Source organism: Runella sp. MFBS21, assembly GCF_029433105.1.
In the GTDB taxonomy this organism is placed as follows: Bacteria; Bacteroidota; Bacteroidia; order Cytophagales; family Spirosomataceae; genus Runella.
On the sequence record NZ_JARNTW010000011.1, the window covers coordinates 16,909 to 41,459 of the forward strand.

The window sequence follows — 24,551 nt, forward strand, 5'->3', positions numbered from 1 at the left end:
AAGATTAAAAGCCTATGTTTGCACCCAAACGAATGGTTCTGTTGAGAGGATAGCTATTGTAACTTGCTCTTTCTATGCCAGTACCAGAGGCGTTGGCATCAGGGTCAAATCCTTGAAAAGAAGTCAAAGTCCACAAATTATCCGCACCTACATACACCGAAACTGAGCGGAAAGGCTTCTTTTTAGGAAGCGTAAAATCATAGGCAAGCGTAACGTTTTTGAGGCGTACAAAGGAAGCATCTGTCACCGTAAGACTATTGACGGCCAATGCTCCACCATACGAACTGGGATTGATACCAGAAGGATATTTGGCATTAGGATTGGAAGGTGTCCAGCGGTCAAGATAGTGAGCCGCAATACGATTGCGTTCAAAATTGACCGGATACAGCGATTCTACGATGTTGTTGTCGAGCGATTTGATACCGCTTACTGCCGTCAACAACACATTCAAATTGAATCCTTTATAGGAAAAATTGTTGTTTAATCCCGCCATTAAATTTGGAAATGGACTGCCCAAAATAGTTCGGTCATTGGGGTCGATTTTACCATCTTTATTCAAATCTACAAAACGAGGGTGGCCGGGTTTGGCGTTGGGCTGTGCCGAATTGGCGATTTGGTCAGTAGTTTGAAAAATCCCATCTACTTCATATCCATAGTAAGCCCGCATAGGTGCTCCCACTTTCACGATGGCATAGTTGGCCGTATATCCCACACTTCCCGTGATTACTTGAGGAATAAAATCAGGAAGCTCAGTCACTTCATTTTTGAGGGTAGATAAAGTAAGGGTACTATTCCACTTAAATTTGTTTACGAGGTTGTAAGTCTGAAGCGTAAAATCGAAACCTTTGTTGAGAACTTCACCAAAATTGACCCTAATACTGCCAAAACCAGAAGTAGTAGGAAGGGGTTTGTTAAAAAGTTGATCGCGGGTCTTTTTGCGGTAATATTCTACTGAGCCGCTGACACGGCCATTTAGCAAGCTAAAATCAACACCTAAATCAACCTCCTCGGTGGTTTCCCAGCGCAAATCTGGATTGGGAATACGAGCAGGCTCTACACCCTGCACCAATCCGTCTCCAAATACAGCTCTTCCGCCCGCAATGAAAGTTTGTAGGGTTTCGAAGTTGCTAATAGCCTGATTGCCGCTTTGCCCATAACTTGCCCTCAATTTCAAATCACTAAACAAATCCAAAGATTTCATAAAAGGCTCTTCTGACAATCGCCACCCCAAGGCAAAAGAAGGGAAAATGGCATATTTCTGCTGTTGAGAAAAACGCGACGTACCGTCTGTTCTGACGGAGGCAGTCAAAAGGTATTTTTCTTTGAAAGTATAGTTTAAACGTCCTAAATAAGAATTCAATTTATTGACAAAACGTCCACTGCTCACGTTGTCGCCTCTATCAGCATCACCGCTTTGGAGAAGGTCGGTAAGGGTAGCATCCGACAAAAATCCCCGCGACGAGGCCCCCACACTGAGTACATCGAATTTTTCGAGCGTGGCTCCAAGCATGGCCGAAATTTGGTGGTCTTGGGCTAAGGTTTTGTTATAAGAAGTAAAAAATTCGGCCAACCAATGTAGGTTTTCTCCTGACGATATACTTCCAATTCCGCCCGACGATAAGCCCCTTTGGGTCAAGCGACTGATATAGCTGTCGTCGCGTGAGTTTTGAATATCACCCCCAAATCGCAAAGTAGCCGTCCAACCTTTGAGTAAGGTATAATCGGCTGAGAGTACCCCAAATGTTCGGTTATCAAGTTGTTTTTGATTGACTCCATACACCAACGCAAGCGGATTTTCTAAAGCAATGAGGGGGTTGATATTATACATCCCATTTTCGTTTTTTTCGGTCGAAATCGTCGGGTCAAATTGCAAAGCTGCATTGATAGGTCCCGCGTTTTCATTGCCTGCATTGGTCGTCAAAATGGTTTTTGTGATGGCTCGATTGGTATTGAGATTGAGAGCGATTTTGAGGTTGTTGAGAGGGTTTATCTCATAGTTGAGTCGGATATTGTATTTTTTTAGATTGGAGCCTATTACTACACCATTTTGATCTAAGTAGTTGATTCCGACATAATAACGTGAATTGTCAGAGCCACCCGCAAACGAAAGTTGGTGGTTTTGAGCCAAAGCGTTTTGAAAAATAGCGTCTTGCCAGTCGGTGCCAGCTCCTACGGCGTCGATTTGCGCCTGCGTAAATTTGGGGACTGCCCCAGATTCGGCCGAAATATCATTGAGTACTTTCATGTATTGAGGCGCACTCAACAAATCCATTTTCTTTGCTACACTTTGTACCCCTACATAAGTGCTATAATTCATGGTGGGTTTGCCACTTTTTCCTTTTTTGGTAGTGATAAGTACCACACCATTGGCAGCCCTCGACCCATAAATAGCCGCAGCAGAAGCATCTTTTAGGATTTGGATAGATTCGATATCTTCGGGACTGATAGAGGTAGTGGTAGCCCCTGGCAAACCATCGATGACGATCAGGGCTTCGTTGCTGCTATTGATAGAGCCTGCCCCTCTGATTCGGATGCTCGTGCCTCCACCCGGCGCCGAGCTACTTTGGCTAATCTGAACCCCTGCGGCGCGTCCATTCAAAAGTTGCAAGGCTGAATTGTTAACCCCTTGCGTAAAATCTTTGGCATTTACGGACGAAACCGACCCCGTCAAATCGCTTTTTTTCTGTGTCCCATATCCTACCACTACTACTTCTTCCAATGCTTTGGTATCTACATTGAGATTGACATTGATTTGGCTTTGGTTTCCAACGGTTACTTCTTGAGGAAGATATCCTACAAACGAAAAAACAAGAATGGCATTTTTGTCAGGGACTTCTATTTTGTATTTACCGTTTGGGTCGGTGGTGGTGCCTCTTTGCGTACCTTTTAAGAGAATACTTACCCCTGGAAGGCCTACTCCACTTTCGTCGGTTACGATGCCTGTAACGCTGATTTCAATAGGTAAATTTTGGGGTAAAACAAGAAGTGCCTCGGGTAAAACGCTCTGATTTTTAGAGGATTCCCTTTGAAGTATAATTTGCTTTCCTACGATTTCGTATCGTAGTCCGTAGGGAGAAAGTAGTTTTTCGAGTACGTTTGAAAGTTTTTCGTTAGCGACATTCAAGGTGATTTTGCGCGATGCCTGAATCAAATTGGGGCTGTAAGAAAACCGCACATCCGCATTTTTTTCAATTTCATTCAATACCACATTAATCTTCTGATTGACGGCTTGTAGGGAGATTCGGCGGTCAAGCAGTTCCTGTGCTGCCACGTCAGTCGCAAAAGAAACGTTTGCAAAAATGATAGCTATACAGAGATGTAAAAAAGACCATTGCATGATTTTAACTAGCCAATACTGGGTAGCGTTAGTTTTTTTCATAGTTTTGAAATGTTTTTGTTGAATTAATCATTTGGCAAAACACCCCCCTGTCATCTGCTTTTAGCAGATGCTAATGATGTCAGTCAAGTAAAGGGGATTTTTGAAGTCGGCGATGGTGGTGCATTGCCGACTTCGTTTTTTAAGATTTGAAAATCAAGTACTTATTTAGGTCATAAAAGGTTTGAGGGTTTAAGAAAGTGAGATTACAAATGACAACCTTTACCTGAAATGATGATTTGAGCATCCAAAATCTGATAACTCGCTTCGATACTTTTACAGATAATGTTGAGTTTTTCGTAAAGAGGCTCGTCGGTGAGATTAGCCGTAAACAAGCAATTAGCAAATACCTCCTCATCAAATACGATATCGATACCGTAGGCTTCTTCTACTGCCTTAAAAACATCACTAGCCCGCGCTGATTCAAACTCAAAAGAATGGGAAAGAGAAATAGGAGTATTGGAGCTGAGTAAGCTGGGATTTTCGACCAGAGATTTGACAAGCCTGAACTCATCCCGCGATAACACGGCTTGTTGGTTTGGAAGTAACACAATACCATCGAGCTCCCGTGCGGTTATTTTTTGTTTGTCGGCGATTTTGTCGGCTACGGCTACGGCTACCCGCCCTGTGTGTACTTTTACTACCACATTTTTGTCTTCTGGGAAAGCCCTAACGTTGAAGCTAGTGCCTAATACTTTGGTAACTAGCTCATTGGCATATACATAAAAAGGCTTTTGGGCGTTTTTTGCCACCTCAAAAAATGCTTCGCCGCTCAAGAAAACTTCTCTTTTATCGTGGGTATCAAAATCTTCGCAATAGCTGATTTTACTTTGAGGAGAAAGCAAAACAGAACTTCCGTCGGCTAGGCTTACCACAAAAGGCTTGGACGTAAGGTTACTTTTTTCGACCAGTGTATTCTGAGATTGCTGGCGATTTATTTCATAACTTAAGTAATGAGTGGGTTTTTGACTCCAAAACACCCACGTGATACCCAATAAAACCACCGCCGCAGCGGCTGCCCACCGTACCCAATGTGGGAATAGCTGAGTAGAAACAATAGGCTTTGTTTCTAATTCTTGTTGGATATTTTGAAAAACAGCATCTTCTACCGCTTTCGTCGAAAAACCACTTTGGACTTGTTGTTGGAGGTTCAACAAAAGCTGACGAGCGATAGCCAACTCTTGTTTCTTCTCAGGATATTTTTGTTGGTATTCTTCCCAAAAAGAATCGGAGTCGGCATCAGGTTGATATACCCATTGACGAAAATGAGTATCTTCCATAAAATCGCTCGCAGAGTGGTGGGGATAGTTCATGCTGATTGATATACAATTCGTGCTCTTTTTTAGTAGAGAGCCGACAAGCGAAGATTTCAACCTTCTAAAAGGGATTTATTTTTTAAAATTTTAAAAAATAAATCCTAAAACCATGATTATCAACACAATGGCAAGTTTGCGAAGTATATAAAGTGCTTTCTGAACAAGATTGCGGGCGGTTTGTTCTTTGATATTTAAAATACCCGCGATTTCGACATATTCAAAATTGTGGAAGTAGCGTAGCAACAAGGCTTCATATTGACGCGGCGGAAGCTGTTCGAGCCATTTGTTTAATTTTTCATTTTGAAGCGCATTTTCTTCCTCTTCCGCAAAGAGCGTTTCGGGTGAATCTTCCATAGGCAATGCCTGTTCGGGAAGCTCGTCCCATTCTTCTGAAAAGGGTAAATCGGACTTGAGCAATCGTAAAATTCGACGCCGTAGTGAGCTCATAAGGTAAAATTTTACCGATTCGGCTTGCCCTAAGGAGTGGCGAGTACGCCAAATATCAATAAATAAATCCTGAATGGCATCATTCACCATTGCTTCATTGGGGTGAATGCGTTTGCCATAGCTTACCAAAATTTGAAAATAACGACGATAGAGCGCTTCAAAGGCGAGCTCGCTACCAAGTCTAGTAGCTTGCCAAAGGCGTTCGTCGGTTTCAAAGTTTGATTTCACTCTAAATGTTTTTTAGGATATTTCAACAAATTTAGAGAAAATAATACTTTATGGTGATTTAATTTACATAATCTGCTTTGCTATCTTGTATAGACAAGCACTTGTCTATACAAGATGAATTTGCTATTTTTGGGCATGACAAACCCCAAACCACATTATAGTATCATTTCAGAATTTGTAAAAAAACAGATTCATGAAGGGCTTTATCCCAAAGGAAGCCTCATCCCGTCCGAAAACGATTTGTGTATCCAATTTGATACAAGCCGTATGACCGTAAGGCAGGCCTTAAATGAGCTGGTGAAAGAGGGTTTCATTGAGCGAAAGCATGGCAAAGGAAGTTTTGTAAAGTCAGAACGGCAATCATTGGGCTTGCTGTCTTTTAAGGGGTTTTCGGAAGTAGTAGGCAGCGCCGACCACGAAGTCAAAACGCTGATGGTAGAGCCGCCCGCTATTTTGCCTTGGCCACAAGGCGTATTTGAAAGTATGTCAAGGGCCGAAAGTGGAGAATATTTTACGCTTAAAAGACTCCGCTGCGCCGATGATGCTCCTGTGATGCTTGAGTACACTTATCTACCGATTGAAGGTTTTGAGTCTTTGCTATCAAGCGATTTGGTAGATGGTTCTTTATTCAAAACTTTGAGTGTGAAGTTTGGGGTCGATATGCGAAATCTTGAGCAGTGTTTACGGGCAATACAAGCCGATACCACCCACTCAAAACTACTGAAATGCCCCCTTGGAAGTCCTATTTTGGCTATTGAGAGGAAATATATTACGAATCAAACAGGGCTGTTTGTGTATAGCAAACTCTACTGTTATACCGATCATTATTCCATTAGCAACATTTTAAACTAAAATAAAAAATGAATACGACTTTGATTAGGAGCATTGCCAAAATGATAGACCATTCATTGCTTCATCCTACGCTCACCGACGACGAGCTACGAGAAGGTTGTGAATTGGCCCTCAAGTATGATGTAGCCTCCGTTTGCATCAAACCTTATGCCGTCAAAATGGCTACCGAAATTCTTAAAGACTCTGAGGTGTTGGTGGGTACGGTAGTGGGATTTCCGCACGGGAGTAGCAGTGTGGAAATAAAAGTAGCCGAGACCGAACAAGCCTGCCTAGATGGAGCGGTCGAAATTGATATGGTTGTCAATATCGGGAAAGTTTTATCCAAAGATTGGGAGTATATTCGGGAGGAAATTGTAGACGTAAAAGGGGCTTGCGTCAAATACGGGGCTATTTTAAAGGTGATTTTTGAGAATGATTTTTTGCCCGAAGATGAGTTTAAAATCCAACTCTGTAGGATATGCACCGACGCCAAGGCGGAGTTTGTGAAGACTTCCACGGGTTATGGTTTTGTAAAGGGTGCTGATGGTAAGTACAGCTACGAAGGGGCTACGCTAGTCGATTTACAACTCATGCTCGACCACGTTGGCGAAGGTGTTTTGGTCAAAGCCGCCGGAGGGGTTCGTACACTCGATGGATTATTGAAAGTAAAAGAAATGGGCGTGGCTCGTTTGGGAGCAAGTGCTACGGCGGTGATTATGGAAGACGCTTATCGGCGTTTTGGCGTGGAGACAGCACCTTTACCCGAAATCAAAGAAAGCAAAGGATACTAACATTAAGAATTTGAGAATGAGGTGATTTGAAAACAGTCTCATTCTCAAATTCTCAATTTTCAGAAGGTGATTTTTGAGCTGCTTTCAGCGTCGCCAATTCTTCTCTCAAAATCTGACTTTCAATTACATACCGCTGTATTTGTCCTTTGAGATAGGCATTTTCAGAAAGTAAAGCCGAAATCATTTTTTCGGTTTCATCATACGGCACAGCTTCTTCAGATTGTTTGGCTTGGTTGGCATATCCCCGGCATGTTCCAGAGCAGTATTTAGCAGTAGAGCGGCTAGCATAAAAGGCCGTACCACACCAAAGGCATGTTTTTTCAAAAACTTTGGCATTGTATTTAAAATCAGCGCGGTCTAATTTAGGCATAGTAGTAAGTGGTTTTGTAATAGCAATATTAAACGTTATTTCTAATTTATTCAAATTTTAAACGAAATAAAAACGTTATAAGAACCTATTTATTTTTAAAACAAAAAGCCTTAGCTGTTTGTAACAAATATCACCTCAACCAACCTAAATATCCACGAACTTTGCCCACTAAATGCATACCTAAAATTAGAATTTGAAACATGCAAAAATACATCGATGCATTTGTAGGAGGTTATTCAGGCTATTTCAATTACCTGCTACACGAAATTCTCCACCCTTCTTGGCATAATTACTTTTATTGGCTTGTTGGGCTTTCGTTTTTAGTATGGGGCTTGGAAATCGCTTTCCCTTGGCGCAAAAACCAAGGTACTGTTCGACACGATTTTTGGTTAGATGTGTTTTATATGTTCTTCAATTTTTTCCTGTTTTCTTTGGTGGTTTACAATGCCTTCTCCAACGTTGCGGTACAAGCTTTTAATGATTTTCTTGGGCTTTTTGGTATTAAAAATCTGGTGGCTATCAGTGTAGCGGCTCTCCCTAAATGGGCGCAATTGCTGACGCTCTTCATAGTTCGTGATTTTGTACAGTGGAATGTTCACCGTTTACTTCATCGAGTACCGTGGATGTGGGAGTTTCACAAGGTACACCACAGCGTAGAAGAAATGGGCTTTGCCGCTCATCTGCGTTATCATTGGATGGAAAATGTAATCTATCGTACTATCGAATATATCCCTTTGGCGATGATTGGTTTTGGAATTGATGATTTTTTCATTGTCCATATTTTTACGCTTGCCATTGGTCACCTCAACCACGCCAATATCTACTTGCCATTAGGGCCACTCAAATACCTTCTCAATAGTCCTCAGATGCATCTCTGGCATCATGCCGAAGAAATCCCCAAAGGTAGTTACGGGATTAATTTTGGGATTACACTTAGTATTTGGGATTATTTGTTTGGTCATGCGCACGTCCCACAAGAGCGCAGTGATGTGAAGCTTGGCTTTCCTGGGTTGGCCAAATTTCCCAAAACATTCTGGCAACAAATCACTTATCCTTGGTCAAAAAAATGAAAACAACGCTCAACAATTGGCCCCTATGGCTCATGGTAAGCCTTACACTTGGCCTTGCCCCTTTCTGGCCAGAACCTCATTTGTTTGGGAAAATTCGCTGGATTGCGGGCGGAGCCATAGGCATGAAACCTATCGATTGGTTTGATTTTATCCTTCATGGCACACCTTGGATGCTACTGCTGAGAGCGGCGTTTGTAGCGTTACGAAAAATTAAAAATCAGACTCCATAAAAGCACGCATCTTCATTTATTATTCTTTCAAAATCAATAGGTTACATAAATTTAAATATTCTATTTTTTCATAAGTCCCAAATTGGGACTTATGAAAAAATAGGGTAAAATCACATCTACTTTTCGCTAAAAACTTGCTCCTTTCTGTTTTTTTGACAACGTGACAATTATCACTGATAGCTTCTAAGTGGGAATCTACTTTTGCATAAAACTTATAAAAACCAATGCAAAATTTAAGGCTTCTACTTACCACAGTCTTCTTATATATAGCTTTCAAAAACGCTGCTTATTCGCAAGGCATTCATTCGCACCTCGAAGCGGTAAAAGATACCAACACGCTCAATCATTTTTTTGAAAAAGGGCGATTTTATGGACATGCACGTTCTTACTTTTCGGCCACGCTCAACCAGAAAAACCTCACGGATTATTATGCATATGGGATTGGTGCTGGGATTGGGTATCAAACGCCTATGATTTTAAAACATTTTCAATTGGGTTTGAGTGGTTTTTTTATGTTCAATATTGCTTCCTCTGATTTGTCCAAACCCGACGAACGCACAGGGCAATCTAATCGCTATGAAATTGGGCTTTTTGACATTGAGCGCCCTCACGACCACGAAGACCTCGACCGATTAGAAGAATTATTTATAAAATATCATTTTGGAAAAAAATCAAGTTTAACCCTTGGGCGGCAAGTTCCCCAAACGCCCTTTATCAATCCTCAAGACGGACGAATGCGCCCGACGCTTGTAGAAGGAGCAGTGCTTAAACTGAATGAACTGAAAAACTTTTCTATTCATGCCGAATACACTTGGCAAATTTCTCCACGCTCTACCGTAAGGTGGATGGATATTGGAGAAAGCATGGGGGTTTATCCCGTTGGGATAGGCGTAGATGGAAAACCTTCGCAGTACAAAAACAATACTTCCTCAAAATTTATAGGGATTTTGGGCGCTTCTTATCAGCTCAAGCACTGGAATATACAGCTATGGAATCAATATACTGACAATATCCATCATACAATATTCTCAAAAATTGAATGGAAATCTCCTTCTCATTTAGGAAAAAACTGGATGATAGGTGCTCAAATGATACGACAATTTACGGTAGGAAATGGTGGAAATCCTGATGAGCTACTCACCTACAATCTTCCCCACAATCGCGCTACCGTAGCTTCCGTACGTATAGGACAGCAATCACCGAAATTTGAATGGTTTTTGAATGCCACCCGAACCACCACTGAAGGGCGCTACCTTATGCCCCGAGAGTGGGGGCGTGAGCCTTTTTATACTTTTTTGCCAAGAGAACGCACCGAAGGAATGGGTGACTTAACCGCCACTACGGTCAATACTTTTTTTAAGCCTCATAAAAAACTTAAAATCGAAGCGAGTGGCGGTTATTTTCAATTGGCAGATGTCAAAAATGCCGCTTTAAACAAATACGGAATGCCAAGTTATTCACAAATCAATCTTGGCCTTACTTACCAGTTTGACAATTATCTCAAAGGTCTGAATGTACTTTTGTTGATGGTCAGAAAAGATAAAATAGGAGAAACCTACAACAACGACCGCTATGTTTTTAACAAAGTAAATATGACCCATATTAATTTTATTGTCAATTATCATTATTGACACCCAAGACGCTATTTTTTGCGTTTGCCATAGTCACAAGTCGAATTGTCTTCTTTGACATAATACGACTTATAATTCTTGGCTTTGGGGTCCATGCAGCCTTTCAAGTTGAGCAATTCTACTTTCCTAAATTCTACCGGATGACTTTCACTTTGGAGGGAAATAGAACCGTGGTCGAGCAGCTTCCCTGCAATCATCAAAGCGGGGTCATGTCCGCTTACATTGCCTCCGCCAAGCTGAGGCTTGTTGTATTCGAGTACTTTTTCGCCATTGGCAAAATGTTGAATCAGTGAATCACCCAATACCAATACTTCGGCGCGCACCCATTGGTCGCCGTTGTAAGTCTGCGATGTAGAGTTGATACAATGCTGCGTGATGAGTTTGCCGTTCATAACCACATTTGTACCTGGCGTACAGAGATTACAAGTCGTGCGTTTTTTGTCATTTCCTCCCAAAAGTTGTACCTCTATGGATGCTGGAAAATCTTGGTCTTTGCCCATCGTTTCAGCGGGTTGGCCGTGTACCATAATACCGCTGTTGCGCCAAGCCCACCCTTCTCCTTTGGGAGCTTGCTCTCCTACAAAACGATATTCGACCGCAATTTTATAATAAGAGAAATCTCCTTTGTAAAAAATATGACCATACTTTTGTTTAAAATCATCGTATTGGTCATAGCGTACCACCATTTTTCCATCTTCTACCCTGAAAGTTTGTCCAAAATTATCATTGAGCTCGTAGCCTCTGATTTTGATGTCCCAGCCGTCAAGATTTTTTCCATTAAAAAGCTGCTTCCATTCCTCTTTGTCGACATTGGCCTTTTTTTGGCCAAAACAAAGCAAGCTGCTTATTGTCAATAGCGCTGTAATCCACGTTTTCATCTTTTTAGCGTTTTGTTGTTTTTCAAAAAAGGTCTCTACTTTGTAGAAAGCAGAGACCCTGAAGCTTTTATTTTTGTTGTGAGAGGAAAGTAAGCAATGATGCAAATTCCTCATAAGAAAGTGCATTGACCAAGCCCGCAGGCATCATGGAGGTATCCATTTCTTTACGGCTGATGATATCAGCGGTTTTAATGGTATATACTTGTCCCGTAATATCCCGCAATACCAATCTTGAAGCCGATTCTTCAGTTACAAATCCTGAGTAGGTTTTATTGCGTTTGGCCGTAATCAAAACCGACGAAAATCCTTGAGAGATAGAAGCATTTGGTTTCAAAATTGACTCGGCAATTTGCTCACGCGTCATAATAGAACCAATCTGCCCCATAAAAGGCCCTTTCATCGTTTCGCTTTTCGAAAGACTATGACACGCAATACAACCTTGCTGCGTAAAGAGTGTTTTTCCCACAGCGGCATCTCCTTGGATCTTGGCCATGGCAAGCATCACATCTTCAATCGAGGCCTCCCCTACTTGGCCTTTTTTGTTTTTGATTTTTTCCAAATCAATTTTCACTTCCTCTTTTACAGTAGCCACTTCTTCTTTTCCAAACTCCGGAATCTCCATCCGATGACGGCTATTGAGGTCGATAAAAAACTGTTTGTCAGCCATTTTTTTCGATTCAGCCAACAAAAACTCTTTGATTGTATCAGAAGATTCCCATGTAATAGCCTTGTAATAAGGGCCGTGCGTATCGGGGCGAGTACTCCACCACCACGAACCATCATAATCGGCCTCTTTTTTATAAAGTCTCGACAATGTCGTCAGAATTTGCGTTTTTAGGGCTTCGTCATTGCTTGCTTCGTAGGCTTTTATCAAACCCGCTACGGCTTTGGGGTCGTGCATATAGCGTAATGCCCACAAGGCAAGTGTCGAATTTGCGGTGCCGATAGCCTTTACACAGGCATCTACTGCATTCAAACTCACCAACGACCTTACGGCAATGTGGGGTAAAATAATCGGTGAATTGGGTGTAGCATGAGGGCCCTCAGTGCCTAAAGCGGGAGCTTTGAAAGAAGCTGGAACAGCTACTTTTAGGAGTTCTTCGGCGGCTTCTATTCTACCCAATCTCCCCAATCCTACTTCTGCCACCAACTGTACTCGTGGCGAAGCATCTTTCATGGCTTGTAAAAAGGGAGCAATCGGTGCCGCATCTACCCAAGGCTTGCGGTCGGCCAAAGCCCTTAAAGCAAATTCCTTAACATCGCTATCTGAAGTGAGTTTTACCAAATTATCGAACCCTTTGGTACCAGCAGCTTGGGCATACGTAAAAATCGCCGCAACCCGTACTGCTTTCGACAATTTGGTATCAGCCGCCACTTCCCAGATGGATTTGAGCGTTTTGTCAGCAGGTCGTGTCAAAAGCTCTTGTTGAGCCGCCAGTCTTGCCGCGCCACCTCCTGATTTTAAGGCAGTTATTAAATTTTTAACAGAAGCTTTTTTCAAATCAGGAAAAGCTTTGTAAGTCCAATTTTTGGGAACTGCCCTCACCACAAAACCTTTGCTTGGATTGCCAGAATAGCCTGCTCCATCCCAAGCCGAAAGATACACACGGCCCGAGGCATCAATGTCTACATCGGTGATTTGGGCGAGTTTGATAAACTCCTCTTCTTTTTGGGTAAAGCTTGGGCCATCAGCCGTAACACGGTGAATATAAAGCTGATTACGCCCCCAGTCGGCCATCATAGGGACTTGGTTGTATTGGGCAGGCCAGGTATCATCATCCATAAACAAAGCCCCCGTACCTGAGCCTCCACCTACATCCACCAAAGCAGGGATGATTTCGTCGGTAAAATGTTTGAATAAAACCGGATAGCCATATTCTCCCGACTGGATTTGATTACTAAAGCGAATATTCCAACCGCCGCCGTCGTTGGTATTGCCTCTTGCAAAAATATTCATGAAAGGGTCGATAGCTACATCATAGATATTACGCATTCCGTGGGTATATACCTCCATTTCGGTACCATCAGGACGCACTCTTACAATCCCTCCACCGAGCATGGTCATTTTTTTGCCGCTGCGGTCGGTGGCGTTATGAAATCCAAAATCTCCCACTGCGATATAAATCCAACCGTCAATCCCCATTCGGATACCATTGGTAGCGTGGTCGGTACCTCTACTTTGAAGAAATTTAGGCGAACTCACATGCTCAATCAGCGGAGAAGAAGGGCCATCGGCTACGCCATCTTGGTTTTTGTCTTCAAACACCACCAAATCCATACCAGAAGCAATACCCGTTTCTTTAGAAAACACCGTATGAAGCACGTATAGTTTGTCGCCCACCGATAAAATACCTCGTGGATTGTCCACACTTGCATAGACCGTATGCTTGTCTACTTTACCGTCGTTGTTGGTATCTACGAGCTTTACAATGCGGCCATTGCCAGGTTTTTTGCCTAGCGAACCTATCATATCGACTCCCACATACACTTCGCCCGTAGGTGCTACTGCCAAACAAGCTGGACTGGGGGTAAGATCAGCACTGGCAAAATTACTAATGTTCAGTTCAGCAGGCCAACTACTGGCATTACGAAGCGAATCAGCGCGACTCCATATTTCAGCGTTTGGAGACGTATGCTCGCTCCAAGGTTGGGTTACCCCCAAAAGAAGCATTAAAAAAGTTGAAATAATCGCATAGGAGATTTTTAACATACTGATATACAGATCTTTAATATAAGATAAAAGATTAATTTTTCATAGAGGTTTGTACAAGACAACGCAAATTTCACTAAAAAAAGAGTACAACGACATCCTAATCAATAATATTTCGGGCGGTGTGTCATCTAAAAAAGCCTCCATTGTTAATTTTTGCCAAATATAGTTTAGTATTTATAAACCTTCATGGGTTACTTTAAAATTGTACAATGGTTATATAGAAAGAAAAGTACTCATAGGTATCCTGTCACTTAGTACTTATTCGAAAGCAATACTTCTAGGGATACCCCCTTTTTTTACGAATTCCAGTGCTCTATTGATTATTAGGGTTTTAATCATATGCTAGTATCAAGTTCTCACCACAAACTGTTTTATTTGTTGGAGGTGGTTTTATTTTATCATTAAAACCACATTTGTTTGAAATAATACTTTAAAAGTATATTTTTTTAACAAAAAAACACTTTTACAATCTTTATAATATCCTATAAATACATCTATTTTAGGGAGTTAATTATAAAAAAAATCAAATTTTTTGTTTGTTTTTATGAAAATCCCTCCCTAACATTGCAGCATCAAATGATATACGAAAATGTTCATTCTTAATATATCATTTGGTAGTAATTTGTATTTCAAGCTTCAATCGGCTGTTGTTGTAAACCACCTGCAATAGGGCCGCTTCAAGAAAATTTATCTTTAAACAAGTGTAAACATACGTGTGAAAGATGGATAGGTGTCTGTTTTCAAAAAAGAAGGTGGTGACCCTCATGGATTGAGGATTGTTTAAAATACTCTCACTACTTCTTCAAGATATTAGCGTATAACATGGACAAGGAGCCGTATTTGACGGTGGTTGTTTAATTCGTGTCTTTTTGTTCGGTTATACGTTTTTTTATTAATATACTATATCTATAGTTATTGTTTTAATTTTAAAACACAAGCATAATGAAGGGAAGACTACTTACATGGGTTTTCATGATTTCAATACCCATATTTACAATCGCCCAAACAACACCCACAATCAACGCAACACTTTCTGGTAAAATCATTGACCAACGCACCAAAGAAACATTGATTGGAGCAACTGTGCTCATCAAAGGCACTACCAACGGAGGCACCACTGATGCAGAAGGGGAATTTTTTCTTAAAACAGGACAAAAATTCCCTTTCACTTTGGTGGTAAGCTACATTGGATACGAACCCAAAGAAACTATCATCACTGAAAGTAATATTACTATCGAGCTTGACCCTGATTCTAAACAATTGTCTGAGGTAGTGGTAGTTGGGTATGGTTCGCTCGAACGAAAAAATCTCATTGGTTCTATCGCAAAAATTGACCCTTCCGAAACCAAAACCATTCAAGCGGGGAGCTTCGATGCACAGCTTCAGGGAAAAGTATCAGGGGTTCAGATTTCTTCAAGTACAGGCGTACCGGGTGAGGTGATTAATATTAGGGTAAGAGGTGCCACTTCTATCAATGCCGACAACGATCCCCTGTATGTGATAGATGGCGTTTTTATCAACAACAACAGTCTCCAGACCATCGGCACTGGTGGAAAGGCAACTTCGCCTATTTCCGACCTTAATCCTAACGACATCGAAAGTATCGAAGTACTCAAAGATGCCGAAGCAACTGCCCTCTACGGCTCTAGAGGTGCAAATGGTGTGATTCTTATTAGCACCAAAAGAGGAAATTTTGAGCAAAAACCAAAAGTTAATTTCAATGCTTCATTTGGGCAAGCCAAAGCTACTAAGCTCTGGGAACTCACGACTGGGCCAGAACATGCCCAACTCGTCAATGAATGGTGGATTAATACTGGCAAAGATACGCCTTCGCTTAATCGTACTTTTGCCAATCGCCCGTTTCGTCCCGTCTCTGAAGGTGGACGCGGATTGCCCGAAGAACAACAAACTTATGACCGCTTAGGGGAGCTTTTCCGCACCGCCAAACTCGCTAATTACGACCTTTCGCTCACGGGAGGTACCAAAAGTACCAAATATTACATTGGAGGAGGTTTCAACAATCAAGAAGCTATCATCAAACCTATTACTTTCCAAAGAGCAAGTTTCAAAGTAAACCTTGACCAAAAAGTAAATGACAATGTACAAGTTGGGGTTAGCAATACTTTCACTCGCACGTATCGCAATCAAGCAAGAGCTGGTGATGGTCCAGCAGGAGGTTTATTGCAGGCCGCGCTACACACTCCTACCTATCTTTCGCCCGTCAACGAACAAGGCGTGTTGGTAGGCCGTGCAGGGTTTGATAATTTGACCTTATTGCTTGACAACTACAATGTTAACTCCACAAGTCTACGCTACATCGGAAACTTATATGCAGATGTACAGCTTTTACCCAATTTGAAATTTAGAAGTAGCTGGGGCATTGATTACAACAACTATAACGAGTCTGAATATTGGAATAATCTCCTGATTTCGGGAAGTCCGAATGGGTTGGCTACTTCTTCTATCACGCAATTTACGACTTGGCTCAACGAACAAACCCTGCAATACCGTAAAAAAATTGGGTCACAACATTCCTTGGGCATATTGGTGGGGAATACTTTACAAAGCGACCTCCAAACCCGAACTTATGCCGAAGGAAGAGGTTTTGCCAACAATCAATTCACTCAAATTTCTTCCGCTGCTACCACTGCCGGCTCACAAAGTTGGAGCAAAAGCAACTTGGCTTCTTTCTTCGGAAAAATCGATTACGCTTTTGATAATAAATACTTGCTCGATTTTAGCGTAAGGGCGGATGGTTCTTCCCGCTTTGGAAACAACCGTAAATGGGGATACTTTCCTTCAGTAGGAGTAGCATGGCGTGCCAAACAAGAAAGCTTTTTGCGGGATGTTAACTGGCTCTCTGACCTCAAAATCAGAAGTAGCGTGGGTATCACTGGCAATCAAAACGGTATTGGAGACTTTGCTTCTCAAGGACTTTGGACCGGGGGGGCCTCTTACCAAGGCAATGCTGGTATAGCGCCCCAACAACTTGGCAATGCCGACTTACAATGGGAACGCACGCGCCAATTTAACATCGGAATTGACGCATCTATCATTGAGTCGCGCATAGGCTTTGAGCTTAATTATTACAACAAATATACCTCCAACGGCCTTTTACAATTAGCCCTTCCGGCCGCTACTGGCTTTAGTGGCTATTGGTCCAATGCCGCCGAAATCAGCAACAAAGGTTTTGAATTTGTACTCAATACCGTCAATATCCGCAAAGGGTCACTTTCTTGGACTACAAGTTTTAACGTAGCTCAAAATATCAACAAAATCGAAAAACTCCCTAATCCACTCCGCTACGGAAGTCGAGATTTGATTTTACTCCAAGAAGGTACGCCGTTGTATTCGTTTTGGGTGTATAAAGAACTGGGTGTCAGTCCCGAAACTGGAAACGTAATCTATGATGATGTCAACAAAGATGGCCAAATCACGGTAGCCGACCGCCAAATTTTGGGCAGTATTTGGCCAAAATTCTTTGGAGGACTCACCAACAACTTCACCTATAAAGGTTTTGATGCTTCGTTGTTTTTCTCTTTTCAATACGGCAACAAAATCTACAATCACAATCGATTTTTTGGAGAAGGAGGAGGCGCACGCGACGCGGCGCGGGTGATTTTGGCCAGCAACAACGACCGTTGGCAAAAACCGGGAGACATCACTGATACTCCTCGCCCCGACGGTGTCAATGTCAACAATTACCGAGACGGTGGAAGTCGTTGGCTCGAAGATGGTTCTTTTTTGAGACTTCGTTCGCTTAACCTAGGCTATACTCTTCCCAAAAACACCACTAAGAAAGTGGGCATCGAAACCCTCCGTGTATATCTAGCCGGAACCAACCTATGGCTTCTGACCAAATACACAGGCCTAGACCCAGAATCTAGTGCTAGCAGTAGCCAGAACCAACAAGGAATTGATTTAGGAACTCCCCCTCAGCCATTGGGCGTACAAGTAGGAATCAATCTTTCTTTCTAACACTCTTTTGAAAAAATACATCGAAATGAAATTAGTCAAGAATATATTAAGCATGTCGTTGGTGGTTTTGCTTTCAAGCTGCGAAAAATTTTTGGAAGTAAACCCCAAAGAATCCATCTCAGATGCCGTTACGATTGTAGATCGTACTTCGGCAGAGACAGCTATTAGAGGCGTATATAGTGCATTGGCAAGCGGTGATTATTATGGCACAAGTTTTCAGTCGATTGGGTATCTTTCTGGTGACAATATTCAATGGACTGGCTCACAATCGCAAGTTCAGGAATTTATCAACAAGAAAGTAAATGCCGATAACGCCACCATTAGCTCGGCTTGGGTAGCTATCTATCGAACTATCAATCGCGCCAACAACGTCATCACTAAAGTAGCCAATGTGACCGACCCACAACTCACACAAGCACTTAAAAATCAATACATCGGAGAAGCTTATTTCATCAGAGCACTGGCTTATTTTGACTTGGCTCGTACTTGGGGAGGAGTTCCTTTGATTACGGTTCCGACCGTCAACCCAACAGACAATGTAGGTCTTAAACGTAGCACCCAAGCCGAGACTTATGCCCAAGTACTTAAAGATTTGGAAGCCGCTGAACCTCTTCTACCTGCTACTACCGACCGTTTTAGAGCTACACGCAAAACCGTTTGGGCCTTGCGAGCACGTTATCATCTTTATCAAAAAGAATGGGCGAAAGCCGAAGAATACGCCAGCAAAGTAATCACTGATGTGACCAATTATCGTTTGCTAAAACCTTTTAGTGCTTTTTTTGCCAATGATGCCCGTGGTACCGCCGAATCTATTTTTGAGATTTTTTACAATGGCACCACCGAAGTAAACTCCCACCGAGGCCAATGGCAGCCTCAAACCAACGGCGGTACCCGTCAATGGGCGCCAAATGATGCCTTGGTGGCCTTACTCAACGACCCTACCGTGGGTGGAAACCGCAGCACATTGGTAGCCAAAGACAATCAAAACCGCTGGTACGGAAACTTGTATTATCGCAATCCTGCCTCTGATCCTTCTTACATCATTCGTATTGCTGAATTATACCTTATAAGAGCCGAAGCACTCGCCCAACAATCAAAACTTAATGAAGCACTTGTGGATTTAAATCTTGTACGAGATAGAGCAGGAATAGCCCCAAGCACTGCGGCTACCAAAGATAACGTACTCTTAGCCATCGAAAATGAACGGCGTGTCGAGTTCGCTCTTGAGCCTCATCGTTGGTTTGATATTGTTCGCACAGGTAGAGCTAATACCGTTTTTGGAGTTACAGATGCCAATCGTTTGTTGCTCCCTATTCCAGTTCAACAATTACTTTCTGACAAATCTTTGGAACAAAACCCTGGTTATTAATCATTTACATCAGGCAAGACTTTCCAAGTTTAGGAGTCAAACAAGTTAAAACTTGGAAAGTCCAACACCAGACAAGACTTTCCAAGTTCAGGAGTCAAACAAGTTAAAACTTGGAAAGTCCAACATCAGACAAGACTTTCCAAGTTTAGGAGTCAAACAAGTTAAAACTTGGAAAGTCCAACATCAGACAAGACTTTCCAAGTTCAGGAAATCAGCAAATTGAAACTTGGAATATCTCGTTTGAAGCTTTAAAACAAAGTCCTCAGGACTAACCTCTACCATATTATTTATAAATCACCTTCAAAACCTACGACCATGTCAAATCAACCCAACGTTGGCAGTACTTGGAGTAACTTAGAAAAAAACACTTTCCGTTTTTTTTCAATCTTCTTCTTTATTCAGGTTTTGCCTTTCGATAGTCGTTTTTTTCAGCAATTAGTTTCCGTCGATTTGTTTAGTATTAGTTACCGTGACATTTTTTATTTGTCACGGTACTCACCTTCTTTTGTTGGTCACGACAACCTCATCAATTGGATTATTGTGGGAGTGTTGGCTGGCATTGGAGCCATTATCTGGACAAAAGTGGATACTACATCTACCGACTACAACAAACTATATTATTGGCTTAGGGTACTTCTACGTTATCGATTAGCGATAGGATTGATTGCTTATGGATTTATCAAACTTTTTCCATTGCAAGCACCCCTTCCTTCGATTAGTAATCTCAATACCAATTATGGAGATTTTACGGCTTGGAAGCTCTTTTCACTAGGTCTTGGGGTCGTTCCTAATTATCAATCTTTCTTGGGGTTGGTCGAGATTGTCGGTGGACTATTATTATTTAATCGTAAAACAACCACAATTGCGACGCTCATTATTATTCCTTTTACAGGCAATGTTTTTGTTTCAAACATTGCTTACGAGGGCGGCGAATACATTTATAGTTTTTATCTGGTTTCGATTGCGTTATTTCTTTTTGCTTACGATGCTCGTCGTTTGTTCAGCCTTGTCTCACTTGAACTACCCACTGCCCCTCATAGTTTTCAGCCTGTGTTTTCAGAACAATGGCAAAAAGCCCGTCTTACCATCAAAACTACCTTCATTTTCTTTTTTGTGATTTTGTATGGTTACAAAACATACGCTGGTTACAAAGAAAGCCCTTATCAATTCCCCAAAAAAGCAGGTCTCCCTCAAGCCGAAGGAATCTATAATGTGAGTGTGTTTTCGGTCAACGATTCTATTTTGCCTTATTCCAAAACGGACTCTACTCGCTGGCAGGATGTGGTGTTTGAAAAATGGAACACTATCAGTATCCGCTCTAATCGCCCTGTAAAGATAGCTCACACAAAAACGGAAGAAATCTTCCAAAATGACAGCGACCGCAGCTATGAGTATGCTGGTTCACAAGGAAGACATTACTATAGCTACGAATGGGACACTTCAAACAATGTGTTGCACCTAAAAAATAGAAACCCAAATCATAGCAACGAGTCTTTGACATTGCATTTTACACAGCCCAACGATTCTACTTTTGTACTTAAAGGCATCAACGAAAAGCGTGATTCTGTCTATGCTGTATTGAACAAAATCAACAAAAAATACCTCACGTTTGAAGCCCAAAAAACGGGGCGCCGCCGTGGCTTGAAACTCTAACATTTTCCTTTAAAACCTTTTACCTCATGGCTAAAGCATTAAAAATCACGTCAGAACGGGTTGATTTGGGAACAAACACCGCAAGTCAAAAAACAGCTACCCACAAAACGGTTGAGCCTTTTCCTCAGCATACAGAGCCTTCATCTAAGCTACCTTCGTGGAAACCTTGGCAAAAAATTCTGTTCAGAATCGCCTTTGTGTTTTTTGTAAGTATGGCACTGCCCAATAGTCTTGATTGGTACAAAGAAATCGTATCGTTTGATTGGCTGCACCTGCATTATCGGGATCTGTACGACATCGCTCGGTTTGGGTCAGGACTTAACATCTTCGGCACTACCCTCTTTGGGTCTAATCTAAATGGTTATGCTATTTGGGTGATTACCTTCATCTTTTCGGTAGTAGTGGGACTGATTGGGACGGCTATCGCGGTTTATCGCAAATCCGAGCGAGCGGAGTATCATCTTTTATATTATTGGCTACGGGTGATTGTAAGATATAGAGCAGGCATTGGTATCATTGGTTTTGGATTTACTAAACTTACGCCTACTCAGCTTCCATATCCTTCGTGGGGTATTTTAAATACCAACTTTGGAGACTTGACTCTGCAAAAAATCTATTGGCTTTCGATTGGGATTGTGCCTTGGTATGAGGTGTTTACGGGAGTGGTGGAAGTAGCCGCAGGGGCTTTACTTTTCTTTAGAGCCACTACTTTTTGGGGTGCTGTTTTACTTTTTGGAGCTTTGGCCGACATCGTCTATGTCAACTTTTCCTATGATGGTGGCGTCCATGTTTATAGTTCTTACTTTGTGCTTCTTTCGGCGTTTATCCTTATCGATTATGTACCATCGTTATACCGACTTCTCATTCAAGAAAAATTCACCATTCCGTTTACTTACTATCCCAATTTTAGCGAAGCGTGGCAACGAATCTTGCGTATTTCGCTCAAAACAGCCACTATTATCATTTTTTTGCCCGTATTCACCTATTTGGCGATTGTCAATTTTTTGTATGACCCCTACAAGCAGCCCGCTATCAAAGGAATCTCATCACTTAGAGGCAATTATCAAGTTACTGAGTTTAAACTCAACAATCAAGTGATTCCTTACTCTCCACTTGATACAACTCGCTGGCAACAAGCCACTTTTGAAAAGTGGACCACCCTCACTTTTAAAGTCAATAAACCCGTAAGCCTCGACTTATCCAACGGTGGAGGTGCTCCCATGCGCGACATCAACCGTACCTTTGAACTGACAGGAGTAGCAGGGGGGCAACGGGTATTTTATTATGAAGCGGATACTGTCAACAGAGTTTTGTATTTACAAGACAAAAACCGAGGGGTTCGTCAAGAAGGACGTGAATTTTTAGGAAACAGAACAGACTTTGGAGGCGATGCTCGCACCAATGCCGCCGCTCGCAAAAAAACAGAAAAACCACAAGAAGATACATGGATTCCGAAAGAAGCACTGGCAAACATTGGCTCTGAAGATGCTAAGATTGAGCCTATCGCTCGCTCTACTCGTCGAACCAAAGGTATTGAAGCAGAATCTAGACCTACCAAACGCAACCGTATGATACTGAAATATGAGGTATTGGAAGGGGGAAACAAAGTGATTTTGTCGGGAATCAACGAAAACAAAGATTCCATCACAGTGGTCTTGAATAGATATACCAAAAACTACGCTTTGTCGAGAAGTACGCTTGAAGCTGGTAAATATGACTAAATTGTCTTTATCGTCGCTGATTCTGACAAAAAAGCAGAATCAGTGACGATTTATTTATAACTTGTTTGAGAAAACACTATTCTTTATGCCGTCATTGATGGGTATTTTATCAAAGTCTCTTTTAATCTTTCCAATCGTTTGGGGGCTCTTATTTTCAAATTCAGGCTACTTGTCCACCCATTCGTCTCATTTTTCACCGTCCGACACTTCACAAGTCCCTTCCTCTTTTGGTTTTGGGAGACTAGCTACCCAAGCCGAAATCGACAGAATAGATATTGATGTTCGTCCTGACGGCAAAGGGCTGCCCCAAGGCAAAGGCGTAGCCGCCAAAGGAAAATTGATTTTTGCCACCAAATGCGTCGCTTGCCACGGCGCAGGAGGCATAGGTGGTCCTAATGGCTCATTGGTGCATAGTCAGGTGGAACCTACTAAAAAACGTGCCGAAAAAACCATCGGTAATTACTGGCCTTATGCTACCACGGTCTTTGATTACATTCGGCGTGCTATGCCCTTCAATGCCCCTGGCTCACTTACCAACGACGAGGTATATCATCTGACCGCCTATTTGCTTTCAGCCAATCAAATTATTGATTCCAGTTTTGTGGTTACTCCTGCGACCCTTCCTACCATAAAAATGCCCGCACAGCCTCTATTTGTACCTGACGACCGCAAAGGTGGACCTGTAATAAAATAATGTATGAAAAACAAAATCATTCAACTTACACAGCGGGATACCAAAATATCAAGAAGGAAACTTTTGGGTGGGGCGGCTACTGCCGCCGTGGCTATTGTTCAGACCGCCGAAGGCAAAAACGTGCAAGCAGCCCTTACTCAAGCTCAATTGTCAGATGACGACCCAACCAAGAAACTAGGGACTTTTCCTGGTGAAATCGGTACTAGGTCTTCTTTTGAAAAACTAGTTAAAGACCCCTCAGAGACCTCTTCCCGTTCGCCTTTACAAGATTTTTATGGTATCATCACACCCTCTGATCTTCACTTTGAGCGGCATCATGGAGGCGTACCCGTCATAGACCCTACCAAACACGAATTGCTTATTCATGGTATGGTAAGCAAACCCATGATTTTTAAATTGGCTGATTTAAAGCGATTCCCGTCGGTATCACGCATTGCATTTTTGGAATGTTCGGGCAATTTTCGTTCGGGAAAAGAAACGTTACGTCCACAAGAAATTTGTGGCCTTACAAGTCAAAGTGAATGGACGGGCGTGAAGCTTTCAACCATTTTTAGAGAAGTTGGCATCAAGCCCAATGCGACTTGGTTTTTGGCCGAAGGAGGCGATGCCGCCGTGATGACCCGCAGTATTCCCGTCAAAAAAGGTTTGGACGATGTCATCATTGCCTATGCCCAAAATGGCGAAGCTATTCGTCCCGAACAAGGCTATCCTATTCGGCTTTTTGTGCCCGGTTGGGAAGGCAATACCAACGTCAAATGGCTTCGCCGAATTGAACTTTCCGACCAACCCTTTATGACTCGCGAAGAAACTTCCAAATACACCGAATTTGTGAATGGCAAAGTGAGGCAGTTTAGTTTTGATATAGATGCTCGCTCTATTATTACCTTTCCTTCTTACCCACAGCAGGTAGAAAAAGGATGGATTGAAATCAGGGGTATCGCTTGGAGTGGACGCGGCAAAGTCCACAAAGTAGAAGTAAGCGTAGATGCTGGCAAGAGTTGGCAAATTGCCAACCTACAAGAACCCATTTTAGACAAAGCGCATACGGCTTTCAGGTATTTGTGGAAATGGGACGGCAATGCTACCGAAATCATGAGCCGTGTCACCGACGAAACTGGCTACACTCAGCCTACGCTCAAGCAATTGGTAGAAGCAAGAGGCGAATCCAATGGCTATCATTTTAATCCCATCACGGCTTGGCAAATAAAACCCGATGGCTCAGTGCTTTTCAAACCCGAATCATTTCGATAAACTT

Annotated in this window: 17 protein-coding genes; 11 read left to right on the forward strand and 6 right to left on the reverse strand. The window is 42.2% G+C overall.

Features of this window, described 5'->3' with window-relative positions; translation table 11 throughout:
• Positions 1–4: 4 nt before the first annotated feature.
• The 3 genes from P1X15_RS19765 to P1X15_RS19775 form a co-directional block, all read right to left on the reverse strand.
• Entirely contained in the window at positions 5–3,379 is a 3,375-nt protein-coding gene (locus P1X15_RS19765) for a TonB-dependent receptor (RefSeq protein WP_277339867.1), read from the reverse strand.
• Between the two features lie 203 nt (positions 3,380–3,582).
• Positions 3,583–4,689: a FecR family protein gene (locus P1X15_RS19770; protein ID WP_277339868.1), complete on the reverse strand. Its 1,107-nt coding sequence runs from the start codon at positions 4,687–4,689 to the stop codon at positions 3,583–3,585.
• A gap of 90 nt (positions 4,690–4,779) precedes the next feature.
• The gene (locus P1X15_RS19775; protein ID WP_277339869.1) at positions 4,780–5,367 is read right to left on the reverse strand and encodes an RNA polymerase sigma factor; all 588 of its coding nucleotides are present in this window, start codon (positions 5,365–5,367) and stop codon (positions 4,780–4,782) included.
• A gap of 114 nt (positions 5,368–5,481) precedes the next feature.
• Here P1X15_RS19775 and P1X15_RS19780 point away from each other — a divergent pair, with 114 nt between their 5' ends.
• Entirely contained in the window at positions 5,482–6,219 is a 738-nt protein-coding gene (locus tag P1X15_RS19780) for a GntR family transcriptional regulator (protein ID WP_277339870.1), read from the forward strand.
• 8 nt (positions 6,220–6,227) lie between these two features.
• Positions 6,228–6,989 carry a deoxyribose-phosphate aldolase gene (gene deoC, locus P1X15_RS19785; protein ID WP_277339871.1) on the forward strand — a complete coding sequence of 254 codons (762 nt, stop codon included), beginning with the start codon at positions 6,228–6,230 and terminating at the stop codon, positions 6,987–6,989.
• 52 nt (positions 6,990–7,041) lie between these two features.
• On the opposite strand, the gene P1X15_RS19790 is transcribed toward deoC, so the two are convergent.
• A complete protein-coding gene (locus P1X15_RS19790; RefSeq protein WP_277339872.1) occupies positions 7,042–7,359 on the reverse strand; it encodes a hypothetical protein in 318 nt (105 codons plus the stop codon).
• A gap of 200 nt (positions 7,360–7,559) precedes the next feature.
• Here P1X15_RS19790 and P1X15_RS19795 point away from each other — a divergent pair, with 200 nt between their 5' ends.
• The 3 genes from P1X15_RS19795 (at position 7,560) to P1X15_RS19805 (ending at position 10,290) form a co-directional block, all read left to right on the forward strand.
• Positions 7,560–8,429, forward strand: coding sequence for a sterol desaturase family protein (locus tag P1X15_RS19795; RefSeq protein ID WP_277339873.1), 870 nt, complete (start codon positions 7,560–7,562; stop codon positions 8,427–8,429).
• Positions 8,426–8,659 carry a hypothetical protein gene (locus P1X15_RS19800; protein ID WP_277339874.1) on the forward strand — a complete coding sequence of 78 codons (234 nt, stop codon included), beginning with the start codon at positions 8,426–8,428 and terminating at the stop codon, positions 8,657–8,659. The genes P1X15_RS19795 and P1X15_RS19800 overlap by 4 nt, the downstream gene beginning before the upstream one ends.
• Before the next feature lie 224 nt (positions 8,660–8,883).
• Positions 8,884–10,290, forward strand: a complete 1,407-nt coding sequence (locus P1X15_RS19805) for an OprD family outer membrane porin (protein WP_277339875.1) — start codon at positions 8,884–8,886, stop codon at positions 10,288–10,290.
• Between the two features lie 11 nt (positions 10,291–10,301).
• Here P1X15_RS19805 and P1X15_RS19810 read toward each other — a convergent pair whose 3' ends face one another.
• Positions 10,302–11,168, reverse strand: coding sequence for a DUF1080 domain-containing protein (locus P1X15_RS19810; protein ID WP_277339876.1), 867 nt, complete (start codon positions 11,166–11,168; stop codon positions 10,302–10,304).
• Positions 11,169–11,235: 67 nt separating this feature from the next.
• Positions 11,236–13,878 (reverse strand): c-type cytochrome, encoded by a 2,643-nt coding sequence (locus P1X15_RS19815; protein ID WP_277339877.1) that lies wholly within the window; start codon positions 13,876–13,878, stop codon positions 11,236–11,238.
• Positions 13,879–14,823: 945 nt separating this feature from the next.
• Here P1X15_RS19815 and P1X15_RS19820 point away from each other — a divergent pair.
• The 6 genes from P1X15_RS19820 (at position 14,824) to soxC (ending at position 24,547) form a co-directional block, all read left to right on the forward strand.
• On the forward strand, positions 14,824–17,859 hold the full coding sequence (locus P1X15_RS19820; protein WP_277339878.1) for a TonB-dependent receptor: 3,036 nt from the start codon (positions 14,824–14,826) through the stop codon (positions 17,857–17,859).
• 25 nt (positions 17,860–17,884) lie between these two features.
• Entirely contained in the window at positions 17,885–19,228 is a 1,344-nt protein-coding gene (locus P1X15_RS19825; protein WP_277339879.1) for a RagB/SusD family nutrient uptake outer membrane protein, read from the forward strand.
• A 315-nt stretch (positions 19,229–19,543) separates the two neighbouring features.
• Positions 19,544–20,881, forward strand: a complete 1,338-nt coding sequence (locus P1X15_RS19830) for a DoxX family protein (RefSeq protein WP_277339880.1) — start codon at positions 19,544–19,546, stop codon at positions 20,879–20,881.
• 26 nt (positions 20,882–20,907) lie between these two features.
• Entirely contained in the window at positions 20,908–22,602 is a 1,695-nt protein-coding gene (locus P1X15_RS19835; protein WP_277339881.1) for a hypothetical protein, read from the forward strand.
• A gap of 169 nt (positions 22,603–22,771) precedes the next feature.
• Positions 22,772–23,296, forward strand: a complete 525-nt coding sequence (locus tag P1X15_RS19840) for a cytochrome c (RefSeq protein WP_277339882.1) — start codon at positions 22,772–22,774, stop codon at positions 23,294–23,296.
• A 3-nt stretch (positions 23,297–23,299) separates the two neighbouring features.
• Positions 23,300–24,547, forward strand: a complete 1,248-nt coding sequence (gene soxC, locus P1X15_RS19845; RefSeq protein ID WP_277339883.1) for a sulfite dehydrogenase — start codon at positions 23,300–23,302, stop codon at positions 24,545–24,547.
• The last annotated feature ends 4 nt before the right edge of the window (positions 24,548–24,551 follow it).

What these genes read in the sequence shown, in the direction of transcription:
- P1X15_RS19765 (WP_277339867.1), bottom strand. Translation starts at nt 3,379, where the DNA reads ATGAAAAAAACTAACGCTACCCAGTATTGGCTAGTTAAAATCATGCAA.
- P1X15_RS19770 (WP_277339868.1), bottom strand. Translation starts at nt 4,689, where the DNA reads ATGAACTATCCCCACCACTCTGCGAGCGATTTTATGGAAGATACTCAT.
- P1X15_RS19780 (WP_277339870.1), top strand. Translation starts at nt 5,482, where the DNA reads ATGAATTTGCTATTTTTGGGCATGACAAACCCCAAACCACATTATAGT.
- deoC (WP_277339871.1), top strand. Translation starts at nt 6,228, where the DNA reads ATGAATACGACTTTGATTAGGAGCATTGCCAAAATGATAGACCATTCA.
- P1X15_RS19790 (WP_277339872.1), bottom strand. Translation starts at nt 7,359, where the DNA reads ATGCCTAAATTAGACCGCGCTGATTTTAAATACAATGCCAAAGTTTTT.
- P1X15_RS19795 (WP_277339873.1), top strand. Translation starts at nt 7,560, where the DNA reads ATGCAAAAATACATCGATGCATTTGTAGGAGGTTATTCAGGCTATTTC.
- P1X15_RS19800 (WP_277339874.1), top strand. Translation starts at nt 8,426, where the DNA reads ATGAAAACAACGCTCAACAATTGGCCCCTATGGCTCATGGTAAGCCTT.
- P1X15_RS19805 (WP_277339875.1), top strand. Translation starts at nt 8,884, where the DNA reads ATGCAAAATTTAAGGCTTCTACTTACCACAGTCTTCTTATATATAGCT.
- P1X15_RS19810 (WP_277339876.1), bottom strand. Translation starts at nt 11,168, where the DNA reads ATGAAAACGTGGATTACAGCGCTATTGACAATAAGCAGCTTGCTTTGT.
- P1X15_RS19815 (WP_277339877.1), bottom strand. Translation starts at nt 13,878, where the DNA reads ATGTTAAAAATCTCCTATGCGATTATTTCAACTTTTTTAATGCTTCTT.
- P1X15_RS19820 (WP_277339878.1), top strand. Translation starts at nt 14,824, where the DNA reads ATGAAGGGAAGACTACTTACATGGGTTTTCATGATTTCAATACCCATA.
- P1X15_RS19825 (WP_277339879.1), top strand. Translation starts at nt 17,885, where the DNA reads ATGAAATTAGTCAAGAATATATTAAGCATGTCGTTGGTGGTTTTGCTT.
- P1X15_RS19830 (WP_277339880.1), top strand. Translation starts at nt 19,544, where the DNA reads ATGTCAAATCAACCCAACGTTGGCAGTACTTGGAGTAACTTAGAAAAA.
- P1X15_RS19835 (WP_277339881.1), top strand. Translation starts at nt 20,908, where the DNA reads ATGGCTAAAGCATTAAAAATCACGTCAGAACGGGTTGATTTGGGAACA.
- soxC (WP_277339883.1), top strand. Translation starts at nt 23,300, where the DNA reads ATGAAAAACAAAATCATTCAACTTACACAGCGGGATACCAAAATATCA.